Here is a 25,620-nt window from a genome sequence, read left to right on the forward strand (position 1 = left end):
ATGGCCTCAGCCCCCGGAATTACCGCTTATTGACGACCAAGAATGCGTGCCAGTTCATCTTCGGCCGAGGCTTTGCCTCCGCTCTTGATGCCGGCGTCGGCCAGTTTCTTGTCCAGTGCACTGCCTGATTGTTCGGCTGCCATTTCCGCAGACGCTTCCAGCTGAGCGGCTTTTTCCGCCTGACGCTGCTTGATACGCTCCAGCGAGGAGGCCGCGGTATGCATTTTGGCGTTGGCACCGACATGACCGGAGGACACCGCAGACTGCGCTTTTTGCACCGCTTCATTGGCTTTCACAACATCTACTTGCTGCTCTAGCTGACGAAGCTTGTCTTTGGCCTGGGCGATGTTGGTTCTCAGCGTCTGCTCTGATTGAGTGAACTGATCCAGATAGGTCTGTTCTGCCTGCTGTTCATTGCGCAGGTTAGCGACTTTCTGTGCACATTCCAGTGCTAATTCCTGCTGGCCTTTTTCCATCGCGTTAAGGGCATAGGCTTCGTATTCGGTGATTCCCAGATTAAAGCTTTCTACTTTTTGCTGAGACATTTTACGTTTGGCTACTATGCCAACCAGCGCCTCATCAGAGCGGCGCAACTCTGCTTTGGCTTCACGGATTTCCTGATCGAGAATGCGCAGCGCCTGGCTGTCTGCCACGGTTTCTGCGGCTTCGTTGGCACCGCCTCTCATTGCGGTAAATAGTTTTTTCCAGACACTCATGCCGTTTGCTCCTTGAGGAAGTCCTGGTACAAATCAATAAAGGCTTCAACATTACGGAAAAGCGTGGCGACTTCAATCACGACGCTTTCTGCCTTTGACTGGGAAGACAGCGAACCAAAGGCAACGTAGTAGTCATTGCCGTTGATCGCATTGATACCTATGGTCGACAGCGGGAACATTTTATGTGTGCGCAGTATTTCACGGTTCAGTGCATCGGTGTCTTTCACCTGTCCGACGTCAAATAATAAGACTTCAACCAGAATCTGCTCACCTGAAACCGCCAGAAAAGCTTCAATGTTGTCTTCATTACGGATCAGTAACGCCTGACCCTGAACGTCGACCTTCCAGCCGTCATGGTCAGACAGCAGGGGGGCCAGATCGGAAAGTTGCCACATAGTCAGCATCCTTAGATTAAGAGAAAATAAACCTGTCATTCAGTCGCACAAAAGCATTCGACTGTTGCCACCTGATGAAGTTCCTGACTGGTGATGATACAGGACAGGAACATAAAGGTGCCGTTGAGTGCTCTAATATAGGTTAAATGAGCGACTGAGTATGCCCTTCTGCTCATAATTGGATGCCGGTTTTGCCTTTTATCGTGTGATTTTGTGATATGTACCTGAAGAAACAATGTGTTACTTATTCCGGTGAATCTATTGTTATGCTGGTTTAGTGAGAGTAACGGCCATAACGGCAAATAATAGTACCCGTATGGCGGCTATACTTAGCACAATCTCCTGGTGCTGATTGCTGAGTTGCCGCCATGACCAAAAAAAATCTGTTGCTAAGGTTCATACTGCCGCTGTTGCTCGCCATGATCCTGGGTGCCGTTGTACTCAATCTCTACACCTATAATACCCGCCCGGCTGAGTTACATCTCTCTGGCATTGAACTGGCACCGTTTATGGAGGAAAAGTCGGTATTTCTGCTGCCCGAACTGATCATCATGAGTCAGAAAGAGTATAACGCTCTGATTGCTGAGAGAGAGTTGTCGACTGATCAAGACTCCATGTCTGGTGAGTGTCAGCGCTGGTCAGCCATCATGCCGCCATGGTTGTTATGCGGGGATCCCGGTTATCTTCAGCATACGGATCAGATGAAGCAGTTTGCTTCTCCTTCCCGGTTGGTGGTTGAAGGGCTGCTACAGGCGAATGCGCGCCAGAACACGCTGTATATTTACCATATCAAACGCGATCCGGACGCCAAAGGCAGCTTGCTGTCACGGCTGGATATTTATATCCATGATGACGGTGTGCCGCATTACTACCGTTACGATGAGCTGGGAAAGTTATCTAACCTTCCTTTGAGTGATTTACCTCAACCCGTGGCTTATATAGAAGACGAAGTGAATGCCGGGTTGCAGCCTACGCTGCGTTTCAGCTTTACCAACAACGGGGCAAGAGAGGCAAGCCTGAATGCTGTGCGCAGTGAGCGGGTATTTGTCGTCACGGCACCGGCTCAGACGGGGTATCCGGGCGAGAAGGTTCCGCCAAGGCTTGCGCTTCCCGCACAGGGCATGAGCCTGGGGCCGGAGAGTGATGAGACTGTGACTCTGGCCGAGCCTGTCGTTCTTCAGTCAAAGCAGGACAAAGCGCTGGAAATCCCCCTCAATATTTTAGATCTCGGCCAGGGGGACTCTCCCGGCTATGTGCTGGTGCGCTTTTATCTGGATTATTTCGATGGCGCTGAAAATCAGTCAATGCTGTTAGGCAATTTTCTGTTCTCAGATTACCTGTTGCTGGCGGAAGAAGAGTAATCAGAGCCAGTGTTTTTAAGCACTGGCGAGCCGGAATTCATGATGCAGCCAAGCCCGCAGCGTTAATACACTTTCCTGAACAAGCTTTTCTTTCTGGCAGACAAAATAGTAGGACTGATAGGGATTGCGGACCGACGGGCCGATTTCCGTCAGCAGCCCCTGTCTGATTTCATCCCTGACAAACAAGCGGTGAGTGACCAGGATTCCCAATCCCCTCAGCGTGGCCTGTACCGCCTGAATGGAAGCGGTAAAACAAAGGTTGTGATGCTGTGCCGGTACCGGTAGCTGATTGGCCTGGCACCAGGTTTGCCAGTCATTCTCACGCCTTGGATTGGTGACAAAAATGGGGTGATGGGCCGACAGCATGGCGTCTGCGCTCAGAGCACTGTCAGTGTCGATGAGTGACGGCGCGCAAACCAGAATCAACTGATCGTCACCGAGCTTTTCGCAATGATAGCCTTGCCAGTCATCTGAACGGCCGTGGATCAAGGCAACGTCTACGCCCTCCTTGTCGAGATCAAACACATGGGTCAGGGTCGAAATACGAATATCAATCTGAGGCGCTAACGCTTGAAAATCCGGCACTCTGGGAATCCACCAGTGCAGCGCCAGCGAGTTCACCATGTTCAGTGTCAGCCGGTGCGGATTCTGTTGCTGTAAGGCTTCACCGGCCGTCACTATTTGTTCCAGAGCCGGGGCCACTTGCCGGTAGTATTTGCGGCCATTTCGGTTCAGTTCTACCCGGCGGCCAACCCGTTGGAACAACGGCAGACCCAGCTGGTTTTCCAGCGACTTTATTGCCTGACTGACAGCCGAATGGCTGACATGCAGGACTTCAGCGGCGTCCGTCATGCTGCCTGTCTCAGCCACAGCCACAAACGCATAAAGTGATTTCAGAGGAACGAGCTTTTTCATCTGTAAGTTTTTCTAACAGTTTTGGTTAATATTATTCGCTTTTTTATCATTTGTAACCCCGTTAGACTCCTCACCAGCTAAGGAGTACTTAATGACAACAGATTTACGCCCTCTTTTTTTCATGCTGGCTTCCACCTTCAGTTTGTCGGTAAACGGTTTGGTGTCCAAACTGCTCAGTGATCATATCAGCATAGAAATGCTCAGTTTCCTGCGTTTTTCACTGCCGGCCTTATTACTGATGTGGCTGATGTCGCTGACCCAGTGGGCCGTACCAGACAGCAAAAAGCTTTGGCAGTCACTGGGGATTCGTGCGTTCTGTGTCGCTGCCGCTCAGCTGTGTTTCCTTTTTTCGCTGAGCCACTTGAGCCTGGTGGAAACTGTGGTGCTGTTCAGTACCGGGCCACTGTTTATTCCGGTGTTAGAAAAACTGTTATTTCATACCCGGATTCCGCCGATGACGGTCATGAATCTGATGATCACTTTCTTAGGTGTGGTGCTGATGGCCGGTAATGCTGGCGGATTTGCGCTGCGACCGGAGCTGCTCGTCGGGGTAGCCGCAGGGGTATTCAATGCTGGCTCGCAAGTCAGCCTCTACCGGGTCAGTAAAGGGAGCATGTCGGCCTTTGGCTTAAATGCCTGGTGCTTTACGCTCGCCAGCCTGATGTTGCTGCCTCTGGTACTCTTTACCCACAGTACAGACATGCTGGCAACCAGCTGGCAACAGTTAACCGATTTGCAAACACTGCTGTTACCGTCGCTACTGTTACTGGCCGTCTGTATCGTCAATACCCAGGTCTTTCGGGTCAAAGCCTACCGTTTGGTGGAATCCGGTTCTAGCCTTGCTCCGCTTATTCTGACCAATCTGCTGTTTGCGTTTATCTGGCAGATAAGCTTCTTTGAGCAGACGTTGGTGTGGAACAAAGTCGTGGGGGTCAGCCTGATTGTGCTGGCGACGCTGTTCAATACGTTCGGCCCGGTGTGGTTCAGGCAGCGACAGGCCCGGCTCGGGTAAGGCGTTCCCCAACTCAGTGCAGTGGTGCACTAAGATTGGCTGTTTTCATCTGCTCAAAGGCATACTGTGTCACTGTGGTGAACTGTAATCCTATGAAATAAAAAGAGTTAAGCTGTTTGGCGAAAATTGGCACATAAGATGCAACATAACTAGGGTACACGACATTCAACACTTGATACTTTGGTTTTAGGCATTGCTGCCACGTCCTCTCCCGGGGGCGTGGCTTTTTTTATGCCTGTAAACCGGCGCTAAGCGGGACGCGAAGGAGAAGACTATGAGCAACACAGCCGGTCAGGTTGCGGGATGTAATCAAGGTGAAGCAGTGAAATCAGCCTGTCCCTATTGTGGTGTAGGCTGTGGTGTGGCGGTGAAAGGCAGATTTCAGCCCGGCAGCGTAACGAAGCAGCCTGACATCGTCGGTGATGTCTGTCACCCGGCCAATCATGGGGCACTTTGCGTCAAAGGCTCTGCGCTGAAAGAAAGCCTGAACATACCCAATCGCCTGTTGTATCCGCGCCTGGAGGGCAAGGAAGTCAGCTGGCATGCTGCCACTGGGTTTATCGCACAAAAACTCAAGGAGACAGTGGCCAGATACGGCCCGGACAGTGTGGCTATGTATGTCTCCGGTCAGTTGCTGACGGAAGATTACTATGTTGCCAATAAGCTAATGAAAGGCTTTATTGGTACCGCCAATATCGATACCAATTCACGGCTCTGTATGTCCTCGGCGGTGGCGGCGCATAACCGGGCGTTCGGTGAAGATCTGGTACCGGTTCATTATGACGATATCGCAAAAGCGGATCTCATCGTCATCGTTGGTGCCAATACCGCCTGGACGCACCCAGTATTGTTTCGCCGTATTCAGCAGGCCCGTGACGCGAACCCGGATCTGCGTCTGGTCGTGATTGATCCCAGACGAACGACAACGGCGGAGCAGGCTGATCTGCATGTGCCGATCGCGAACGACGGCGATGTATTGCTGTTTAATGGCTTGCTGCGTTATCTGTCTGATCATCATGCGCTGGATAACGAGTTTATCGCGAAGCATTGTGAAGGCTTTGCGTCGCTGAAAGCGGAAATCAGCCGCGATCAATACCGCCTGGCTCGTTGCGCGGAAACGCTGGGGCTGAGCCGGGAACAGCTCAACGCTTTTTTCGCTATGTTCAAAGACTCCCCGAACACCCTGACCCTGTTTTGCCAGGGTATTAACCAATCGGTCAAGGGCACCGACAAAGCCAACGCGATTATTAACTGTCATCTGGCAACCGGACGGATAGGTAAACCGGGCGCCGGACCATTCTCGCTGACCGGGCAACCCAACGCCATGGGTGGCCGCGAAGTCGGAGGACTGGCGAACCAGCTGGCGGTCCACAGAGGCTTTGATCCGCAATCTGTCTCAGCGGTCGGCGATTTCTGGCAGGCGCCGAACATGGCCACTCAACCCGGACTCAAAGCGGTCGAGCTGTTCGAGGCTATCCATCAGGGCAAGATCAAGTTTGTCTGGGTTATTGCGACCAACCCTGTGGTGTCGTTGCCTGACAGCCGCAAAGTGGCTGAAGCTTTGTCGCGTTGTGAGTGTGTTGTCGTGTCAGATATCTCACCGGAGGCAGACACGGCGGCATTTGCTGATGTGTTACTGCCAGCGGCCGGCTGGGGCGAGAAAGATGGCATGGTGACAAACTCTGAAAGGATGATGTCCCGTCAGCGGGCGTTTCTTTCTCCTCCCGGTGAGGCAAAAGCAGATTGGTGGGCTATCTGCGAGGTGGCTAAAAAAATGGGTTTCAACGGGTTTGAATTTGCCACTGTGGCTGACGTATATCGTGAACACGCGGCTTTGAGCCGTATTAACCGGGAATCACCTTATCTGTTTGATATTTCGTCGTTAGCGTCAATGACAGATGCCGAATATGCTGACTGGCAGCCGCAGCGTTGGCCGCTGGGCAGGGAGTCACATCTGTTCAGTGACGGGGTGTTCCCGACAGCCAGCGGCCGCGCCAGTCTGATCACTGTCCGCCATAGTGACACAGAGGCTCAGCCCGGCGTCTGGTGGCTCAATACCGGACGTCAGCGCGACCAATGGCACACCATGACGCGCACCGGTCATATTGCCAGGCTGGCCGAAAGCGAAACGGAGCCGACTGTGTATATTCATCCGCTGTCGGCCAGTCAATATCAGCTCTGTGAAGGACAGCTTGTGTCACTGGGTTATGACGGCAACAGTATGCTGGCTAAGCTGGCGGTCGATGATGGCCTGTCGCCAAACCAGCTCTATATGTCGATGCACTGGGCCGGATCATTTGGTTTTGCCAGCCGGGTCAATCAGGTGGTGGCACCTGAGGTTGATCCTGTATCGGGCCAGCCCGCTTTCAAGTCGGCTGGTGTGACGCTGTCACCAGCTCAGGCGGCCAGTTACGGGATATGGATGGGCGCGCAGCCACCGCCGTTTGAGACAGATTTCCTCAGTGTTCAGACCGGAGACAAGGTCAATACCTGGCGCTTTACCTGTCGCACACCGCTGTCTAAATCCCACCTGTTCGGTATTACACCGCAGGCATTGGTGATTGACGGTACAGGTGACGGCGGCTGGGCGGCTCTGATGACAGCCGACAGCCGATTAACCGCCATGTGTCTGGTCAGCAAGCAGCCGCTTCGGTCTGATACCCAGCCCTATGCCACTTTGTTCGACACGGCGTTTTCGGTCAGTGCTTTTCTGGCATTGGCGATGCAGGGGCAGGCTCCCTCAAAACTGGTGTGCAGTTGTTTCAGGGTCACGGACAGACAGATTATACAAGCCATTGAGCACCATGGGCTGACCAGCCTGCCGGGCTTGCAGGCGCAGCTGAAATGCGGCTCTAACTGCGGGTCTTGCCTTGGCGAAGTGAAGGCGCTGCTCAAACAGACGCAAGTGAACACGGAAGAAGCAGTGACGGAAGGAGAACAGGTATGAGTACAGCAAAGCCAATCACATCGACACACAGCACAGCGACGGTAACCCGGCTTCAGTCAGTGCCGCGATGTCCCTCCGTCAGTCTGGTGGGAGCGGGACCGGGCGATCCTGAACTGCTGACCTTAAAAGCGCTCAGAGCTATCCAGCAGGCCGAAGTGCTGGTGTATGACCGCCTGGTCAGCGATGCGATTCTGGCGATGGCGAACCCGGATGCTGAGCGTATCTATGTGGGTAAGCGCTGCGGTCAGCCCAGCATGAAGCAGGAAGCGATTAATCAGGTACTGATCGAACAGGCCCGGCAAGGCCGCTATGTGGTGCGCCTGAAAGGCGGCGACCCGCTGATTTTCGGCCGTGGCGGAGAAGAAGGGCTGGCACTGGCAGCAGAGGCGATCCCGTTTGATTTCGTGCCTGGGATCACCGCGGCGATTGGGTGCGCAGCATCCACCTCAATACCACTGACGCACAGAGAAATGTCCCGCTCAGTTACCCTGGTCACCGGCCATGTGGTGTCCGGTGCATTACCTGCCTGGGCACAACTGATTGGCGCGGGGCAGACCATCGTCTTTTATATGGGGCTTGAGCAGGCCAGAGAAATTCAAAGCGGCCTGACACTGGGTGGCCTGAGCAGGGACACACCGCTGGCTGTGGTTATTAAAGGCTGCACACCGGATGAGAAAGTCCATGTGTCGTCATTGGGCAAGCTCACCAAACTGGGGCAGGTATTAAAAGGACAGTCGCCTGCATTGCTCATTATCGGCGATGTTGTCGAACTGCGTACCACGCTGAATCAAGCACTTAACTGCAATGACGTCTCAGAGGCTAACCCTAAAGAGGTATTTTACGGCTGATTTTGACTAAGTGGCTGATGGCTTGCTTCTTTATGTATGAATGCGTGTTGAACCATTGTGTACAGGGAAGACAGACCAATGGCCAAGCCAGAAAAGTCAGATCGAAAGCAAGTCGCCGCCAACCATAAAGACACCAGTCAGATACTGGTTTGCAGCGACTGCACCCGGGAACAGGCAAAGCTGACCGGCGAACTGGCAGCCAGATATGACAATGTTATCGGTTGTCGCTTCAGCCAGCTTTCTGCACTGACGGCAGAAACGCAGGACAGTGCACTGGTGATCAGCTGGGCCAGAGCGGATGCAGAGCTGAGGATGCTGGTAGACCATGCAGACGGCCAACGGTGGCCGCTGGTGGTACTGCTCCGGCAGCTTGAGCATCAGGATATTGACAGGCTCCCTGCACCTAATGGCTATGTACTTTTACCGGCGGACTCGGCAACGGCGCTGAGTGTATGGGTAGAAAGGGCATGCCAGGTCAGGGACACCCAAAGTCAGATGGAAAATGCGCTGGCGACGCTGAATCGCCGCCTTGAGGATCGGCGGCTGGTGGAGCAGGCCAAAGGACTGCTGATGAAGCATCAGGGGCTGGATGAGGCACAGGCCTATCGCCTGCTTCGTGAAGCCGCTATGCACAACAGCCAGAGTTTAGGCCAGATAGCGAAAAACCTGCTGCTGAGCCTGAAGCGTATGTGATTCGGCGCTAACGTTACGCGCCACTGAAAAAGTGATCAATACAGCAACGCTGCTGCTCCTTTCGGGGAGGGCGGCGTTTTTTGTTTTTAACACTTTGTTTTTTATCTATGGAAGAGGTTTGGATATGGAATCGATCAATCGATGGATGATAGCCGGCATTGTCAGTGCCAGTCTGATATCACTGCCGGCTCAGGCCCGGATAGGTCCGCCGGAAAAAGATGAGCTGAAGTTCGGCTTTATTAAGCTGACGGATATGGCCCCGCTGGCCGTGGCGTATGAAAACTTCTTCTTTGAAGACGAAGGCCTCTACGTGTCGCTGGAAGCACAGGCCAACTGGAAAGTGCTGCTGGACAGAGTGATTGACGGCGAACTGGATGGTGCCCACATGCTGGCCGGGCAACCGATCGGTGCCACCATAGGCATAGGGACCAAAGCGGAAGTGATCACGGCGTTCAGCATGGATCTCAACGGTAATGCCATCACGGTTGCCAATAATGTCTGGGAAGCGATCAAGCCGAACATAGCGAAAACAGACAACGGCACTCCCCGGCACCCAATCAGTGCCAGTGTGCTCAAACCTGTGATTGCCTCCTATCAGGCGCAAGGTAAGGCGTTCAACATGGGCATGGTGTTTCCTGTCTCAACACACAACTATGAGCTGCGTTACTGGTTAGCCGCCGGGGGAATCCATCCGGGTTATTACGCCCCGCTACAGGGCGATAACAGCGGCCAGCGTCAGGCTGATGTGCTGCTGAGCGTCACCCCACCGCCACAAATGCCCGCGACGCTGGAGGCTGCGACCATTCAGGGGTACAGCGTCGGTGAACCCTGGAATCAGCAGGCCGTATCCAAAGGCATAGGCGTGCCGGTTATCACAGATTACGACATCTGGCGTAACAACCCGGAGAAAGTGTTCGGGGTCAGCAAAGCCTGGGCCGATGCCTATCCCAATACCCATATACGTGTGGTGAAAGCCCTGATCCGCGCCGCTCACTGGCTTGACGAAAAAAACAATGCCAACCGGCAGGAAGCCGTGGCCTTACTCGCCCGCAGCCAGTACGTGGGGGCAGATGCCAGGGTGATTGCCAACAGTATGACGGGCACCTTTGAATACGAGAAAGGCGATATCCGTCCGGCGCCTGATTTCAATGTGTTTTTCCGTTACCACGCCACCTACCCGTATTACAGCGATGCCGTCTGGACCCTGACCCAGATGCGCCGATGGGGGCAGATCCCTGAAGCGAAATCTGATGACTGGTATATGTCGATCGCCAGACAAGTCTACCGCCCGGACATCTACCGTCAGGCCGCCGAAGCCTTAATCGAGGAAGGCAAACTGACAGCGGCAGATTTTCCTGACTTTGACCAGGAAGACGGATTTCGTCCTCCCCAGCAAGGTTTTATCGATCAGATTACTTTTGATGGCCAGCAGCCCAACGCCTACCTCAACAAGTTCGCGATTGGTCTGAAAGGCGACGACACACTGTAAGGAGTACCGCTCATGGCATCGATTCTCACATTACCGGCTATCCCTAAACCGGCCGGGGTGATCCATTTCAGTCGCACACTGGCCTTACCGGCACTGGGACTGCTTGTTTTTCTGGTGATCTGGCATCTGGCGGCCAGTCAGGTGAATACCTCACTGGGCACCTTACCCGGCCCGGCGCAGACCTGGCAGCAATTCACCGGTCTGGTGGACGAACATCAGCGTGAACGCAGCCGCGAAGCCGCCTTTTACGAGCGCCAGGAAAAGCGCAATGCGGCCACGCTGGCGAACAATCCGCAAGCGGAGGTAAAAACCCGTGAGTACACAGGTAAACCGACTTTCTTTGATCAGATTGGCACCAGTTTGCTGACAGTGGCCGCCGGTTTTTTGCTGGCTTCTGCTTTAGCCATACCTGCCGGGATAGTGCTGGGACTGAACAAGAGCCTGTACGCGGCCTTTAACCCTGTGATTCAGCTGTTAAAACCGGTTTCGCCGCTGGCCTGGCTGCCGATAGTCACTATGGTGGTGAGTGCGCTCTATGTCAGCGACGACCCTCTGGTGTCTAAATCGTTTCTCAATTCCCTGTTTACCGTGGCGATGTGCAGTCTGTGGCCAACCTTGATCAATACGGCAGTGGGAGTGACTGCTGTCGATAACGATCTGCTTAACGTCAGCCGGGTTCTCAAGCTGTCGCGCTGGCAGCATGTCAGAACCATAGTGCTGCCGTCTGCCGTGCCCATGATCTTCACTGGCCTGCGCTTGTCGCTCGGTGTGGCATGGATGGTATTGATCGCGGCTGAAATGCTGGCGCAAAACCCGGGGCTGGGCAAGTTCGTCTGGGATGAATTTCAAAACGGCAGCTCAGCATCGCTGGGCAGAATCATGGTGGCCGTCGTGACCATAGGCTTTATTGGTTTGCTGCTCGATCGCGGCATGCTGAGCCTGCAACGACATTTTTCATGGAATAAACAGCTGAGCCTGCGCTGAGTCAGCTGAAGACAAGGAGATAACCATGTCACGCGAATATTTATTGCTCAGTTATCTGGGGATGCGTTTTCCGACGCCAGGCGGTGAGTTTGTGGCGCTGAAAGACGTCAACTTCACCATCAATAAAGGTGAGTTTATTTCTCTGATTGGTCACTCAGGGTGCGGCAAATCTACTGTGCTCAATCTGGTTGCGGGGTTACTTGATGCAACAGACGGTGGGGTGATCCTCGAAGGGCGTGAAATTGACGGGCCGGGACCCGAGCGGGCTGTGGTGTTCCAGAACCATGCCCTGCTGCCCTGGCTGACGGTGTACCAGAACGTCGAACTGGCGGTGAAGCAAGTCTGCAAAGGTAAAGCGTCGGCGGCTATCCGCGATGAGGTGATGCACTACCTGAGACTGGTGCAGATGGATCACGCCCATGATAAACGGCCGGATGAGATTTCCGGCGGGATGAAACAGCGGGTCGGGATTGCCAGAGCGCTGGCCATGCAGCCAAAAGTACTGCTGATGGATGAGCCTTTCGGCGCGCTGGATGCGCTGACCCGTGCACATCTGCAGGATGCTTTGATGGCGATTCAGGCCGAGCTCAATAACACCGTCATCATGATCACCCATGACGTCGATGAGGCGGTGCTGCTGTCAGACCGCATCGTGATGATGAGCAATGGCCCGGCGGCGACGATCGGCGAGGTACTGGATATCGATTTGCCGCGGCCAAGAGACAGGGTCGCGCTGGCCGATGATCCGGTTTACCAGCGCCTGCGACAAAGCGTGCTGCGTTTCCTTTATGAAAAACAACGCAAAGTGGCCCCGATCCCGGATAAGAAAAGTAAGCAGAAAGTGGCCTGATCGGGCGCAGCAGGACATCGCGAATGTGCAGGAGAGTATTATGTTGATGCAAAGAGAAAAATTACTGGTGGTGGGCAATGGCATGGTCGGCCATCACTTGATTGAACAACTGGTGGCGAAAAACGCCCATCAGCGTTATCAGATCATTGTGCTGGGAGAAGAGCGCTTTGTCGCTTACGACAGGGTACATCTGTCATCGCTGTTTTCCGGCAGCGAGCATCAGGATCTGCTGCTCAGCAGTGAGCAGTGGTATCAGGACAATGGCATTGAGTTATTGCTCGGTGAGCAGGTTGTGGCTATCGATCGCGATAAGCAAAGGGTGACACTGGCCAGTGATACCCAACTGGCCTATGACAAGCTGGTGCTGGCAACCGGTTCATTCCCTTTTGTTCCGCCCGTGCAGGGCAGCGATCGGGACAATTGCTTTGTCTACCGTACGTTAGATGATTTGTCGTCGATCAAAACGGCCTGTGCCGGCGCCAAAACCGGTGCGGTGGTGGGCGGTGGCCTGCTGGGGCTGGAAGCGGCAAACGCATTGCGCTTGCTGGGCCTGGAAACCCATGTGGTGGAATTTGCGCCCCGCCTGATGCCGGTGCAGATTGATGATGCAGGCAGTGCGCTGCTGAAAAGCAAAGTGTCCGAGTTAGGAGTGCAGGTTCACACCCAGCGTGCCACCACGGCGATCACCGATGGTGAAACCGCGTATCACAGAATGAATTTCAGTGACCATGAGCCGCTGGAAGTGGATGTGATTGTTTTTTCTGCCGGCATCCGGCCACAGGATACGCTGGCGCGTCAGTGTGGTCTGGAGATTGGCGAGCGCGGCGGCATAGTCATTAACGATGCCTGCCAGACCAGCGACCCTGACATCTACGCCATCGGCGAATGTGCACTGTGGCAGCAGCGAATTTTCGGACTGGTGGCACCAGGCTACAGCATGGCGCGCATTACAGCCGATCAGATTCTTGGCGTTGACAGTCGGTTCAGCGGGGCAGACATGAGCACCAAGCTGAAACTCATGGGCGTTGATGTGTCTGCCATAGGCAACTCGCTGGGCCAGGGCGAAGGTTGTCAGGAGATGGTGCTGCAGGACATGCGCGCCGGTGTTTACAAGAAACTGGTGGTGAATGACGCCGGCGACAAATTGCTGGGGGCAATCCTGATTGGCGATAATCAGGACTATGACGCCCTGTTGCAATGCTACCTCAATGGCATGCCGCTGCCTGCTCATCCGGCTGAGCTGCTGTTCGACTGCTCTTCTTTGCAGGGCAGCAAAGATGCCGGCGCTATCATTTGTTCCTGCCATAATGTGACACGCGGTGATATTGCCGCTGCGGTTCAGGCCGGCACACACGAGCTGACTGAATTAAAAAGCTGTACCAAGGCCGGCACAGGCTGCGGCGGCTGCAGCACCATGGTGAAATCTGTCCTCGATGAAGAACTGGCCGCGCTGGGCATGGAAGTCAATCACCACCTCTGCGAGCACTTCGCTTATACCCGTCAGGAGCTGTTCCATCTGACCCGGGTTGAGCAAATCCGCAGTTTTGACGAACTGATCGCCCGTCATGGTCAGGGGATGGGCTGTGATGTCTGCAAACCCGCCGCCGCCTCTATTTTTGCCTCCCTGTGGAATGAACATGTTCTGGATGCCAGGCATCAGCCGTTACAGGACACCAATGATGCTTTTCTGGCAAACATGCAAAAAGACGGCAGTTATTCAGTTGTGCCGCGTATACCGGCCGGTGAGATCACTCCGGAAAAACTGATTGTGTTAGGGGAAGTGGCCAGAAAATATGATCTGTACACCAAGATCACCGGCGGCCAGCGGGTCGATCTGTTCGGTGCGCAACTGGAACAGTTACCGGATATCTGGCAGGCGCTGATTGACGCTGGTTTTGAAACCGGCCATGCCTACGGAAAGTCATTGAGAACCGTCAAATCCTGTGTGGGATCCACCTGGTGCCGCTACGGTGTGGACGATTCAATGGGGTTGGCCATTATGCTGGAGAACCGTTACAAGGGGCTTCGCTCGCCGCACAAACTCAAGTTTGCCGTGTCCGGCTGTACCCGGGAATGTGCTGAAGCACAGAGTAAAGATATCGGCGTGATTGCAACAGAAAACGGCTGGAACCTGTATGTGTGCGGCAACGGTGGCATGCGGCCGCGCCATGCTGACCTGCTGGTGTCTGATCTCTCTACCGATGAGCTGGTGACCATGATAGACAGAGTGCTGATGTTTTATGTCCGCACGGCCGATAAGCTGCAGCGCACCTCCGTATGGCTGCAAAATCTGGAAGGCGGTCTGGACTACCTGCGCAGTGTGGTGGTCGACGACAGCCTGGGCCTCAACGCCGAGCTGGAAGCGCAAATGAATCATGTGGTGGACACCTACCAGTGCGAGTGGAAAACCACCTTGTCTACGCCTGAAAAACTGGCCCGCTTCCGCCGCTTTGTCAATGAAGGTGACGCCGCTGCAACACCGGATTACCGACGCGAACGTGGTCAGCGTATTCCGGTCCGTATGGTTGACCCTAAGGCCGAGTTAATTAAGCACACAGAACAGGAGGGCGCATGAGCTGGAACAGAGTCTGCGATCTGGATGCCCTGATCGCCAATTCAGGGATGGGCGCAATGGTAGAAGGACAACAACTGGCCCTTTTTTATCTGCCAACCCAGGATCCCGCGGTCTTTGCGTTGGATAACTGGGATCCCATCGGCAAGGCATTTGTGATTGCCAGAGGCATAGTGGGAGATATCAAAGGTGAAGTGTGTGTGGCCTCACCCCTGTACAAGCAGCATTTTAGCCTGCTAACCGGTCAGTGCCTGGAGCAGCCCGACATCAGTCTGCCTGTCTGGCCTGTGAAAATAGAGAAAGGGGAGGTGTGGGTAAACACAGCGTCATAACAGTACCCGGTTAAAAACGACAAACTGCATCGCACTCAGAAAATAAAAAAAGCCGCGCATCATTGGGTGACGCGGCACGAGCCAGTCAGGGTTATACATGACTGGCTTTTTTATTCAATGACTTACACTGTCGAAAAATTGACGACGGTCAATATTCATCATTCCGGGAATTACCAGTCTAATTGCCAGTCAACCTATACCTTTTGTGTGAATTTTGAACGTTATCAAATTTCAGAACAGCGGCTTTCTCAATACTTCTATGCTCATCTATTCATACAGGAAGACTATTAAAAGATTGGTTGGAAATGTGTCTCTATTATACGCTGGCAGGAAATGGCGGCTGATCATTGCGGATGCATTCGGGCTGCATGCTGCACAGTGACGATATTTATTGCTTTGAACCTCATGACAATAAGGAAACCGTATGAATAAGGTATTTCATAAGGCCAGGGATAAGCAGATGCAACAAGCCACTCATAACGGACAAGCAGAACAAGAAACGATTGAGCAACAGCCATCCCATTCGCACATTTTACTGACCACACTTGAAGAGGCTGTGAACCATTTTGTGGCGAGTCAAAGTGAAGAATTGAAACTGAGTCAGGCCAAAATGCGCGAACTGCATAGGCAGCATCCTCTCTGGCCGGAAGAGCAGAGATCGGCTGTGCCACATGAGAGTCAGTGATTCCGGGTAAAGGAGAGGACAGAATGAAAAGCTGGTTTTCCGGTTTAAGTATTGCTGCACGAATATGGATGCTGCTGGTTTTGTTTGCCGTGGGGTTAATGGTGAATACCTATGTGAATGCCAGCAAATCGCGTGAGTTTATGCGAGAAAATTATGAGCGGGGAGTGGTGAATCTGGTCGAGAGTGCTGTCAGCGTGATTGAGTACTACCACGGGCTCAGTCAGGCCGGCACTCTGAGCGAATCTCAGGCCAAGTCAGACGCCATAGCGGCCATTGCCGCGATGCGATTTGATCAGGGCAATTATATTTTTGTGAACGATCGAAACGGGATCCAACTGGCGGGTGTGCCGTCTCTGGTTGGCACCAATACGATGGATCTGGAAGATGCGGAAGGTTTCCGGTTTGTGCGCCAGTTATATGTCGAAGCCAGAAACGGCGGTGGGTTTGTCGATTATGCCTGGCACAGTGGCCAGAGTACCAGTGCCTCTGAGCCTAAAACCAGTTATGTGCTGGAATTCGGCCCGTGGCAATGGCTAATCGGCAGTGGCATGAATATGCAGGCGCTGCAGAAGGATGTACGGAAAGCGGAAATTATTTCCCTGACGAATGTCGGTATCATGCTGGTGGTACTGTCTGTCCTGGTTGCACTGATGATCCGCTCGATTACTGCGCCATTAAAACAAACGGTGGATGCGATGAAAGCGCTGTCCCGGGGTGAAGGTGATTTGACACAGAGGCTGGATGAATCTGGCCGGGATGAACTGGCCACCTTATCGAAGTATTTCAACCAGTTTGTCGCCTCAATCCAGTCTATTTTGCAGCAGATCAATACATCCGGCACTCAGGTGGCGACTGCGGCTAATCAGGTTTCATCGTCGATCCATACTGTCGACCATAATTTGAACCAGCAGCAAAATGATGTTGAGCAACTGGCCACCGCCATGAACGAGATGCTGGCGACGGTAGAAGAGGTCAGCCGCCGCACGGTCGAGGCCAACGACGCCAGTTTGTCGGCGGCCAAAGGGACTAAAAGCGGAAAGCAGATTGTGGACAGAAATGTCGAAGAAGCGAATCAGCTGGCCGACAACATTGCGCAGGCCAGTCAGGTGGTCGAACAATTGGCGACCGACAGCCGTAACGTGGATACCGTACTGGAAGTGATCCGGGGGATTGCTGAGCAGACCAACCTGCTGGCACTGAACGCCGCGATTGAAGCCGCCCGTGCCGGGGAAGCGGGACGCGGCTTTGCCGTGGTTGCCGATGAAGTCAGGACGCTGTCACAGCGCACTCAGGAATCGACGCTGGAAATCCAGAAAATCGTAGAGCAGCTTCAGCACGGCGCAGAAAATGCGGTGAAAGTGATGGCAACAGGGACAGAAAAAGCCACAAATGCTTCGAAGATATCAGCAGAAGCTGGCGTCGCACTCAATAATATTAACGCTGAAGTGCAGACGATCCAGGCGATGAACCAGCATGTCGCCACCGCCACAGAGCAACAAACCCTGACCCTGAACGACATTAACTGCAATGTGGTCAGCCTGAAGGATATGTCTCTGTCGGTGGCGACGGAGTCGAACCAGATGGCGCAAGCCAGCGATGAACTGCTGCATGTGTCGGCGGATCTGATGAAGATGATCAACCGCTTTAAGTTGGCTTAGAGGCCAGCTTTGGATTCTAAGTCTTTTGGATTCCCGCCTTCGCGAGAGTGACGACATAACATCATGATATTAAATTAGAAATTTCCGTCCTTTTTGAACGCCGTGCCAGGCGACAACCTGAACGGTTGAAGGAAGTCATGTCTTGGGGAGGGAATGTGTGACAGGCTTTTGCCTCAGTGTTGGTTTAGAACAGTGCAGTGCTTGTCCGGGCATTTTTTTGTTGCCCGGCAAAGCGGGCAAACCTTTCAGGTTGAGTTAACCCAGACGAGCGTACGTTCAGGTCGTTCGTTTGCGGTGAAGATATTGCACAACAAGGCCGTTGTACTGATTTTTAGCCTGAAATCACACTGTGGTTGATTCAATACAGCAACCCTGAAACCGTGCTCTCATCTTGGAAACGGGATGTTTAGGGGGTCTTGATAGAGCGCTTTGGCGGTAGCATGGTTTGGGGGAATTCTGAGGATTTTGCGGGTATGTCGCGCTTACGTTTGGTGGCAATCTCACCATTTCCGGATGCGCGCCAGGTACTCTTTTGAGGCAAAAAGAGTACCCAGAAATGCCTTGTTGTTCTTTGGTGTTGTCCGGGTCGGTTGTAGGCGCTCCCGGCGCCGACAACCTAAAAATTCGTCCATGAATTTTTCCCCTGGGGGAGTGATTCCTTTTGATGCTGTGAATGCAAAAATCCGTCATTTCGCCGCGAATTATTGAATGCCTATTTGTTCGAGTCACTCGAGCAGGTTTGGGATATGGCTTGGGTATGGATGTGCGATTACAACGAAGAGCGTACCCACGAGAGCTTAGGTCATATTCTTTCGGCTGATTACCGGAGGCAACTGGAAACCTCTAGTTTTGAATTGTCTCGCTAAAGGGGAAGTGGACAATACCCTCTACCTTAAAATTCTGTGTTTTTATACAGTGTTATTTGAGGTTGCCGGATATCAACGCAAATAGTTAAAAAATTTTGCGCGTTTGTACACGTACTCATTTATATAATTCATTTTTATCAATCGGTTATGTGTTTACGAATTGAGATAATAGGTTTGGAAAACGTATATGCGCGTTTTTCCGGATGGTGTATCTAGCAGAAAGCTGATAAGTTCTTAGCATACAGATAGTTAACTGTGCACGTTTTCACTGGTCTAACGAGCAAAACGCGCATGCGCGCTAATAAAATGTTAGGGCATAGCTCCATAGCCACTCTCTGAAATATTGAAGGTACATATATAATGTCGTTGTTAAGAGAAATTCAGGACGCCGCAATAGACTCAAAGACTGAGCTAGCAGTCTTGTTGAGAAAATGTAAGGTTCTTGCTGCGCGCCTTGGAAACCCAGAATTTAAAAAATGGGTAGAAAATGAGTTAAGTGGCTATAACGATATCGATGAGCTTCCGGATTACCGAGTCCTCACAGTAAATTCTAAAGGCCACTTTTCAGGTCCTTTTCAGTCTGGGCTTCGTAACGCTGATATTCCATTAATGTGCATTGAAGAAGATTTCCGTCAACACTTGACCCACTCCTACTTAGCCCAAGGAGTAGCCTCTATGGAGAGCTTGGTGCAAGATGCGAGTGGGGGCACTCTGCAAGAGCCATGGAATCCCGATTTAGTAGCTATTGTTGGGCAAGGGATTTATCAAGGTATGAACTGCATGCAAGCATGGAAAGTCATACCTGTTGCTGGAATTGTTTCTGCGCTAGATGCAGTTAGAAATAGGATTCTGAATTTCGTTCTTGAGATTGAAGCTGAATCTCCTGATGCAGGTGAGGCACCCGTAAATTCCAACCCACTACCTCAGGAAAAGGTTCACCAAATATTTAACACCTATATTTCAGGCAACGTGCAAAACGTGGCAACAGGTAGTAGTGACTTTGAGCAGCATGCTATAAATAATGAAGTGGCACCTGAAGTATTCTCCCAACTACTAAAAGCCTTGGAAGCAGTGCGCGGTGAACCCGCGTATGAAACTGCAAGAAGCAGTGTTGTGGAAATGCAAGAATGCTATGGTGTTGAGGGGTTCAAATCTAAGTATCAAAAGTTCATGTCGGCACTAGCAGATCACATGCAGGTTCTGGGGCCAGTAGTGGCCCCATATCTCCCTGCATTGGCTGCACTTGTGCCCTAACAAAGCCAGGCACAGCGACGTCTTTTCCGTTGCGGCTTCGCCTTCACTACAAAGCCGCGCGTGCTGGCGGCGTTATAAATCTCAATCGGAGATCTCATGGAGATAGAGAGCATAGCTATAGAGTTAAATAGATTGTCAGAGGCTGTAAGTCTTGGACAGTTTGATAAAGCTATGAATGGTGTCGATATTTTGTATCAACAAATCAATAAAGACACTGAAAGAGATGCTCTTTTTTTTACAATAATGTCCAACATTGCCAGTATATTTGTTGATGTTGGCCACATGAAGCCATGTTCTGACTCTGCTCAAAAAGGCTTAGATATTCTTTATGAACATAAGAATGAAATAATCGAACAGATAGGAGAAGATGCTTACTATTACAATTTGAGCAATGCGAAATCAAATTTAATTAGTGAGAAGAATCCATTTAAACATACCTTTTCTACAATCGAACAACTTGTAGAAATAAAAACAGACCTTTGGAAGGCTATCAAGTCATTTGGCGATGCAAATACTGGAAGAATTGAGCCAACCTATGTCGTCAATTTAGGAAACTCGTTAAAGCAGCAATTTCGAATAGCAGAGGCTATTGAATGCTACGATCTAGTCAATAAGTTGAATCTTGATATCCCGCAATCGTGGATCAACAGGTCTGAAACTCTTATTATGCTGAACCAAGTTTCAAACATATTTTCCATACAAATGCTGGAACAGATTAAACGAGGGTATGAGAATGTTCTTTTATCGAAGCAGATTCCTCCCATATGGCTAGATCACTATAAAGAACAGGTTGTTTTTCATAAAAACAAGATTGTCGAGGTATGCAGAGATGCAGGTATTGAACCTGATCCTCATGATTCAGAAAAAACTAAAGATGAGTATGACAAACTAAGTAGTTACAGAAAGTTTTGCTTAGACAACAGCTTGAGTTTATCTGAGCATGGTTTGTATTGCCAATGCGTGGGAAGCTCCAGAGATAACTTAACGATACCTACTGCCGGAGGGATAGTTGGTGATTTTGTTATTCCTATGGAAATGGTTTTAAATCGGTTAAAGTCAGAGTTCTCGTTCTCTCGACATTTGTATTTTGAATACCTTACAGCAGAGGAAGATTATGAGTTGCTGCATGATTCATGTTTTTCAGAGCTTTTTAATGATGAACTGCTAGGTGTAGATGTCGAAAAGCTAAGAACTGCTTTCCGATCATGCTTTGGTATATTGGATAAAATAGGTATTGCAATTTGTGAATTGTTTGACCTTTACCCTCCTAATAGAAAGGTATATTTCCAAAGCTTTTGGCAGCTGGATAGAGGCAATAGGAGGGAGCTTTTTGATCGTAACAAAAGCCCAGGTCTCCTAGCTTTGTATAGCATTGCTACAGATTTAAATGAAAACAAATACGGCGAGTGGTCATTTTTGAAACAACTGAGAAATGACTTAGAACATGAGTTTGTGGTTATTCATAAAAGTGAGACCCCAAGTGATATATATGAGTCTTACGAATTTATGGACAATATAGTATTTATCAAAGAAGATGAATTCTTAGAACATCTAAGGCGCATATTGCAGTTAACTCGATCTGCAATATTTTCGTTTGTCTTCACTGTGCGAGATAAAGCACTAAAAGAAAAGAAGGATGGAGTTTTTTACTTCCCTAACAGCATCCATCGGCAAGATTACCTTTGAAGACCAAGATTTATAACAAGCGCATGTTGTCGGACTGGTTTTCCGCTGCGCTCCAAACCAGCCGCAAATGCGGGCTACATGGACTCTCCCGGTTGTCAACAACAGCGTCAGGTAATGCAAGGTTTGGGACTGCCGCTCTACATTCGGTCTGTTAACTGGCATTCATGTCATGACCCTGATGACACTACGCGGTTGCGGTTCCTCATTCGTTAGACGGCATCGAAAGTGCCCGCCGCGCTATCAGGTTTTCCCGCAAAAGGTCTGAACCTTACACCATCATTAGCTATTGCAATGACCCGGTGAAGCAAGTGACTCCGTTGAAAAAATGTTCCGTTTTAAATCGTTTGGTACTCAGTATCGTTTCTCAGCAGCGACCAAATGATCCGAGCGTTCTTTGCCGCCAGTGCGACAATCGCCCGTTTAAAGCCACGGCGTTCGACCAGACTTTTGCACCACAAGCTGAGTCGGTCAGTTTTATCGCTGAGACTGGCGATCACAGCACGTACACCATGAACCAAGAGTGTCCGCAGATATCGGTCGCCTTTTTTGGTAATTCGTCCGAGCCTTGGCTTACCACCGGTTGGATACTGGGTGGGAACCAACCCGAGCCTGGCGGCGAAATCCCGTCCTTTATCGAACTGTTCACCTCTGCCAATGCTGGCGATGACGGCTGTCGCTGTAATTGGCCCAATGCCTGCCACTTTCATAATTTTCTTGGCTTGGCGGCTGCGAGAAACCAGCATATCGAAGCATTGCTCTTGTTCAGCAATACGCTGATTCAAACTCAGTAAATGCCCAAAGTAATCAGAAATGATTGCTCTGGCGAGATCAGGCAGTAGGTTGTCACCATCTTCAAGCGCTTCAGGGATAGCGGTTTGTAATGCGTGGCGTCCTTTTGGCGCGATAATGCCGAACTCGGCCAGCATGGCGCGAATTTGATTCAGCAATGCCGTTCGTTCATGGACCCAATGATCACGCGCACGATGCAGGAGCAAAATCGCTTGCTGATCGGCCGATTTTATCCGGACGAAGCGCGTTGATGGACGGATGACAGCTGTGCAAATGGCAATGGCGTCATTGAGATCGTTTTTGGCACCCGTTCTGAAAGGTGCCACATACTTCGATGCCATGATCTTTGGCGTATGGCCGAGCTTCGCCAGTTATTGTGCCCTGTAACAAATTTCTACTATTGATTTTAAAACTTAGATGTATTCACAGATCAGGGGAAAAATACATGGATGTATTTTTAGGTTGTCGGCGCCGGGAGCGCCTACAACCGCCCCGGCCAACATCAGAGAAACAAAGGCATTTCTGGTTACTGTTTGTGCCAGCAAAGAGTAACTGGCGCGCGTCAGAAAATGATGAGAGAAGCACCGAACTCAAGCGCGACATATGACCAGCAAGAATTGATGTCCTTTTAAAGTGGTCCGTGGATCAACACCTTGCCTTGATGATCTTCACCGTGGATACTGAAGCTATGTTTGGCTAAATCAATGCCATAAATAGATTGTGACATGGTGGCCTCCGGTAATTTCGTAGTCAGACTTACCAAGTGTGGCAGAGCCTGATGAGGGGGAGTCCATGTCATTCGTTATGCAGATTAGGAGATCGCCATGTCGCTTGTCATTCACCATCTCGCCCCCGACGACATCGGCTTGATGGAAAGTATGTTGGTAATGTTCGGTGAAGCCTTCGGCGATATGGATACTTACACCGGGAATCGCCCACGCGCGAGCTAACTGGGCCGACTGTTGGGCGGTGACTCTTTCATCGCACTGGCAGCTTTGAAGGGCGGGAAGGTGGTAGGTGGTATTGCCGCATATGAGTTAAGAAAATTTGAGCAAGAGCGCAGCGAAGTCTATATCTATGACTTAGCTGTACTAGAAGGCCATCGACAAGAGGGTATCGCGACAGCACTAATCTCAAACCTAAAAGGGGTCTCGGCAAAACGTGGCGCCTATGTGATCTTCGTTCAGGCCGATCAGGGCATCGAAGATGAACCCGCGATCGCGCTTTATACGAAGCTCGGAGTGCGTGAAAATGTCCTCCACTTTGACATCGCAGTCGAAGAAGCGCATAACAAAGCCAAGCACGGCGACCGCTAAAGCGGCGCGTGTTGGCAACGTTAACTCATAGAAATTTTAATCTGAAACTGACGAGTTAGAGTTAAGGCTTTAATTCGGAAATGTCCAAAAACGATTGATTCGTTTGAACGCTCCCAATCCCACGACATCCCCCCGATCTGTTACCTTTCTTCAAAACTTGACTGAAAGATTGTGATGACGTTTTTTCCCGTGCAAGGATCTCGCTTATCGTCGTGGTGATCCGGGCCGTCGAGTCCCATATCAACACAGAAAACGCTGTGCGTCTGGCGTATTGTCTCGCTAAAGGGGAAGTGGACAGTGCCTTTTATGCATCGTCGGCGATATTGTGATTCACATTCGTTATGTTATAACAATTTCTTTATGTCGATCAGCAGTACTCACATGGTTCACATTCACTTAATACGGCAACATTTTGATGGATTCAGGCAAGGTGTCCAGCGGTGCTTCTGGGCATTTGCGCTTTTGGTCGCGCCAACAGTACAGGCGCACCCTCATTCCTTTGCGGATATGAAGACCTACATCCAAGGAAAGGATGGCGTGATCACCGGCTTTAAAATGGAATGGACATTTGATGCGATGACCTCCGCTTATATGCTGGACGGTGAGGATACTTCCCCTGAAAACGAGCAGAGCACCTTCCGTAAGATGGCGGCATCCATGCTGGAAAATATTCAGGGTGAACAGTATTTCACTAATTTTTATGACGGTGAGCAGCTGCTTCACTACAAACCGGCGCATAGCGGGCAACTGACGCGTGACCGGGCAAAACTGGTGCTTAGTTTCGTGCTTCCCCTGTCCAGTCCTCAGCGAATCACACCCGATACATTGCGACTGTTAGTGTTTGAGCCGAGTTTTTATCTCGGGATGACATGGAATAGTGCAGAGGATGTTGTGTTGTCCGATGCGCTTGCCCGTGATTGCCGGGTTGAACTCATTGAGCCGAATCCGACGCCGGAGCAGGTGAGCTATGCCATGTCTCTGCCCGCAGATGCGAATCCGGATAACACCTTGGGGCAGTTGTTTACGCAAACCGTGCAAATGCATTGTGAGCACACTGCAGCCGGAAAATGAATCGATTCATCAAGCAGCCGGATACAGAGCAAGGTGAAATCCTTGAGTCAGTTGAAGAGATAAAGTAAATGGCACAAAGCAAAATAGATCCGCGTCGTTGGTATGTCAGCGCAACGTTTGTATGCGTCATGGCTCTTATCTTTTATCAGTTGTGGTCTGTGTGGCCAACTCTGGTGGTGGAAAGCATTCAGTGGCAGCGGGAAGTCAACGCCCAGCTGGCTGACTTGTTATACGATGCGAAGTCCAATCCGTTGATCGCCGGCGGATCGCTGGCAGGGTTCAGTTTTCTTTACGGCATGTTGCATTCGCTGGGTCCGGGACATGGCAAAGTGATTGTGACAACCTACCTGGCGACACATCCGACAAAGGTGAAAGCCAGTTTGATGCTGACTGCCATTTCAGCATTTTTGCAGGCTCTGGTCGCAGTCGCTCTGGTGAGTGTGCTGGTTTGGGGCTTTCAGGCGTCGATGCGCGTTGTGAATGAGAAGGCTACCGTTTTCGTGTCGTTGAGCTTTACGCTGGTTGTGGTACTGGGCGGCTTGATCTGCTGGAAAGCAATCAGGCAAATATATCATTCAGTACGTGGGGCTCAGCGTCACGCTTCATCCTTGTCCTCTGTGTCATCAGCGTTCTCTTTGGTGCGTTCAGCCGCGCCACAACCGTCCGCGTTAACATCAGCGATTCTTCGCCCGGCTATTCGTGCCACTGCGCCAAGACAAACCGCTCAGGGTCATGATCACCATGCGGACTGCGGATGCGGACACCAGCATGTCGCAGATGCTGAAGCAATCAACCGGGCCTCAACCTGGAGGGAGTATGTCGGTATTGTGGCATCCATTGGGATCCGGCCTTGTACGGGAGCTGTGATGGTCCTTTTGTTTGCCAACCTTGCCGGGCTTTACTGGATGGGTATTGTCAGTGCCATCGTGATGGCCGCAGGGACTGCATTCACAACGTCTGTGATTGCAATCATGACACTAGCAGGGAAACAATTGGTTCAGCGTTATCTGATGACTGGCAACAGTCACAGGAAGGCAGGCTGGCAACTGGCCGGTTATTATCTTCAGTTACTTTGCGGCGTGTTGCTGATGGTGATCGGTGCATTGCTCATGAACGGGCAGGATACCGGTATTTCTCCGATGTTTTCGGTGTGAGTGCAATTGGCCCCGCGCCAAGTGGAA

General features: G+C 51.4%; 19 protein-coding genes and 3 pseudogenes. 18 read left to right on the top strand and 4 right to left on the bottom strand.

The annotated features are described in order from the left end of the window. Nucleotides 1–26 precede the first annotated feature (26 nt). Nucleotides 27–716 (bottom strand): PspA/IM30 family protein, encoded by a 690-nt coding sequence (locus tag D6M16_RS15450; protein ID WP_120512727.1) that lies wholly within the window; start codon nucleotides 714–716, stop codon nucleotides 27–29. Beyond that, nucleotides 713–1,111, bottom strand: a complete 399-nt coding sequence (locus tag D6M16_RS15455) for a DUF2170 family protein (protein ID WP_162941060.1) — start codon at nucleotides 1,109–1,111, stop codon at nucleotides 713–715. Before D6M16_RS15455 ends, D6M16_RS15450 begins: the two co-directional genes overlap by 4 nt. A 368-nt stretch (nucleotides 1,112–1,479) precedes the next feature. On the opposite strand from D6M16_RS15455, the gene D6M16_RS15460 reads away from it, so the two are divergent. Beyond that, nucleotides 1,480–2,472 (top strand): hypothetical protein, encoded by a 993-nt coding sequence (locus D6M16_RS15460; RefSeq protein ID WP_120512729.1) that lies wholly within the window; start codon nucleotides 1,480–1,482, stop codon nucleotides 2,470–2,472. A 15-nt stretch (nucleotides 2,473–2,487) separates the two neighbouring features. On the opposite strand, the gene D6M16_RS15465 is transcribed toward D6M16_RS15460, so the two are convergent. Next, nucleotides 2,488–3,387 (bottom strand): LysR substrate-binding domain-containing protein, encoded by a 900-nt coding sequence (locus D6M16_RS15465; protein ID WP_120512730.1) that lies wholly within the window; start codon nucleotides 3,385–3,387, stop codon nucleotides 2,488–2,490. Nucleotides 3,388–3,478: 91 nt separating this feature from the next. Here D6M16_RS15465 and D6M16_RS15470 point away from each other — a divergent pair, with 91 nt between their 5' ends. The 14 genes and pseudogenes from D6M16_RS15470 (at nucleotide 3,479) to D6M16_RS15535 (ending at nucleotide 21,263) form a co-directional block, all read left to right on the top strand. Next, nucleotides 3,479–4,399 carry a DMT family transporter gene (locus D6M16_RS15470; RefSeq protein WP_120512731.1) on the top strand — a complete coding sequence of 307 codons (921 nt, stop codon included), beginning with the start codon at nucleotides 3,479–3,481 and terminating at the stop codon, nucleotides 4,397–4,399. A 274-nt stretch (nucleotides 4,400–4,673) separates the two neighbouring features. Beyond that, nucleotides 4,674–7,346: a nitrate reductase gene (locus D6M16_RS15475; protein ID WP_120512732.1), complete on the top strand. Its 2,673-nt coding sequence runs from the start codon at nucleotides 4,674–4,676 to the stop codon at nucleotides 7,344–7,346. Beyond that, on the top strand, nucleotides 7,343–8,194 hold the full coding sequence (gene cobA, locus D6M16_RS15480) for a uroporphyrinogen-III C-methyltransferase (protein WP_120512733.1): 852 nt from the start codon (nucleotides 7,343–7,345) through the stop codon (nucleotides 8,192–8,194). Before D6M16_RS15475 ends, cobA begins: the two co-directional genes overlap by 4 nt. Nucleotides 8,195–8,272: 78 nt before the next feature. Continuing rightward, complete coding sequence (locus D6M16_RS15485; RefSeq protein ID WP_120512734.1) at nucleotides 8,273–8,887, top strand: ANTAR domain-containing response regulator; 615 nt, start codon at nucleotides 8,273–8,275, stop codon at nucleotides 8,885–8,887. Nucleotides 8,888–9,032: 145 nt separating this feature from the next. Continuing rightward, nucleotides 9,033–10,376, top strand: coding sequence for a CmpA/NrtA family ABC transporter substrate-binding protein (locus D6M16_RS15490; protein ID WP_240435652.1), 1,344 nt, complete (start codon nucleotides 9,033–9,035; stop codon nucleotides 10,374–10,376). A 12-nt stretch (nucleotides 10,377–10,388) separates the two neighbouring features. Then, nucleotides 10,389–11,360, top strand: coding sequence for an ABC transporter permease (locus D6M16_RS15495; RefSeq protein ID WP_162941061.1), 972 nt, complete (start codon nucleotides 10,389–10,391; stop codon nucleotides 11,358–11,360). Nucleotides 11,361–11,385: 25 nt separating this feature from the next. Further along, on the top strand, nucleotides 11,386–12,210 hold the full coding sequence (locus tag D6M16_RS15500) for an ABC transporter ATP-binding protein (protein WP_120512736.1): 825 nt from the start codon (nucleotides 11,386–11,388) through the stop codon (nucleotides 12,208–12,210). Nucleotides 12,211–12,256: 46 nt separating this feature from the next. Beyond that, nucleotides 12,257–14,785, top strand: coding sequence for a nitrite reductase large subunit NirB (nirB, locus tag D6M16_RS15505; RefSeq protein ID WP_120513214.1), 2,529 nt, complete (start codon nucleotides 12,257–12,259; stop codon nucleotides 14,783–14,785). Beyond that, nucleotides 14,782–15,114: a nitrite reductase small subunit NirD gene (gene nirD / locus D6M16_RS15510; RefSeq protein ID WP_120512737.1), complete on the top strand. Its 333-nt coding sequence runs from the start codon at nucleotides 14,782–14,784 to the stop codon at nucleotides 15,112–15,114. The genes nirB and nirD overlap by 4 nt, the downstream gene beginning before the upstream one ends. 424 nt (nucleotides 15,115–15,538) lie before the next feature. Beyond that, on the top strand, nucleotides 15,539–15,799 hold the full coding sequence (locus D6M16_RS15515) for a hypothetical protein (protein ID WP_120512738.1): 261 nt from the start codon (nucleotides 15,539–15,541) through the stop codon (nucleotides 15,797–15,799). A gap of 23 nt (nucleotides 15,800–15,822) precedes the next feature. Further along, nucleotides 15,823–17,457: a methyl-accepting chemotaxis protein gene (locus D6M16_RS15520; RefSeq protein WP_120512739.1), complete on the top strand. Its 1,635-nt coding sequence runs from the start codon at nucleotides 15,823–15,825 to the stop codon at nucleotides 17,455–17,457. A gap of 680 nt (nucleotides 17,458–18,137) precedes the next feature. Further along, a pseudogene (locus D6M16_RS15525) lies at nucleotides 18,138–18,323 on the top strand (integrase core domain-containing protein); the annotation flags it as partial. Between the two features lie 360 nt (nucleotides 18,324–18,683). Then, nucleotides 18,684–19,577 (top strand): AbiTii domain-containing protein, encoded by an 894-nt coding sequence (locus tag D6M16_RS15530; RefSeq protein ID WP_120512741.1) that lies wholly within the window; start codon nucleotides 18,684–18,686, stop codon nucleotides 19,575–19,577. A 96-nt stretch (nucleotides 19,578–19,673) separates the two neighbouring features. Beyond that, on the top strand, nucleotides 19,674–21,263 hold the full coding sequence (locus D6M16_RS15535; RefSeq protein WP_120512742.1) for an LA2681 family HEPN domain-containing protein: 1,590 nt from the start codon (nucleotides 19,674–19,676) through the stop codon (nucleotides 21,261–21,263). Between the two features lie 335 nt (nucleotides 21,264–21,598). Here D6M16_RS15535 and D6M16_RS15540 read toward each other — a convergent pair. Further along, nucleotides 21,599–22,417: pseudogene (locus tag D6M16_RS15540) on the bottom strand (IS110 family RNA-guided transposase); the annotation flags it as partial. Nucleotides 22,418–22,876: 459 nt separating this feature from the next. Between D6M16_RS15540 and D6M16_RS15545 the strand changes: the two are divergent. The 3 genes and pseudogenes from D6M16_RS15545 (at nucleotide 22,877) to D6M16_RS15555 (ending at nucleotide 25,593) form a co-directional block, all read left to right on the top strand. Further along, nucleotides 22,877–23,368, top strand: a pseudogene (locus D6M16_RS15545) (AAC(3)-I family aminoglycoside N-acetyltransferase). Between the two features lie 381 nt (nucleotides 23,369–23,749). Next, nucleotides 23,750–24,439, top strand: a complete 690-nt coding sequence (locus tag D6M16_RS15550) for a DUF1007 family protein (protein WP_162941063.1) — start codon at nucleotides 23,750–23,752, stop codon at nucleotides 24,437–24,439. Nucleotides 24,440–24,522: 83 nt separating this feature from the next. Next, nucleotides 24,523–25,593 carry a nickel/cobalt transporter gene (locus D6M16_RS15555; RefSeq protein WP_420812261.1) on the top strand — a complete coding sequence of 357 codons (1,071 nt, stop codon included), beginning with the start codon at nucleotides 24,523–24,525 and terminating at the stop codon, nucleotides 25,591–25,593. The last annotated feature ends 27 nt before the right edge of the window (nucleotides 25,594–25,620 follow it).

Origin of the sequence: Photobacterium salinisoli (assembly GCF_003614885.1) — a bacterium.
GTDB lineage: Bacteria > Pseudomonadota > Gammaproteobacteria > Enterobacterales > Vibrionaceae > Photobacterium > Photobacterium salinisoli.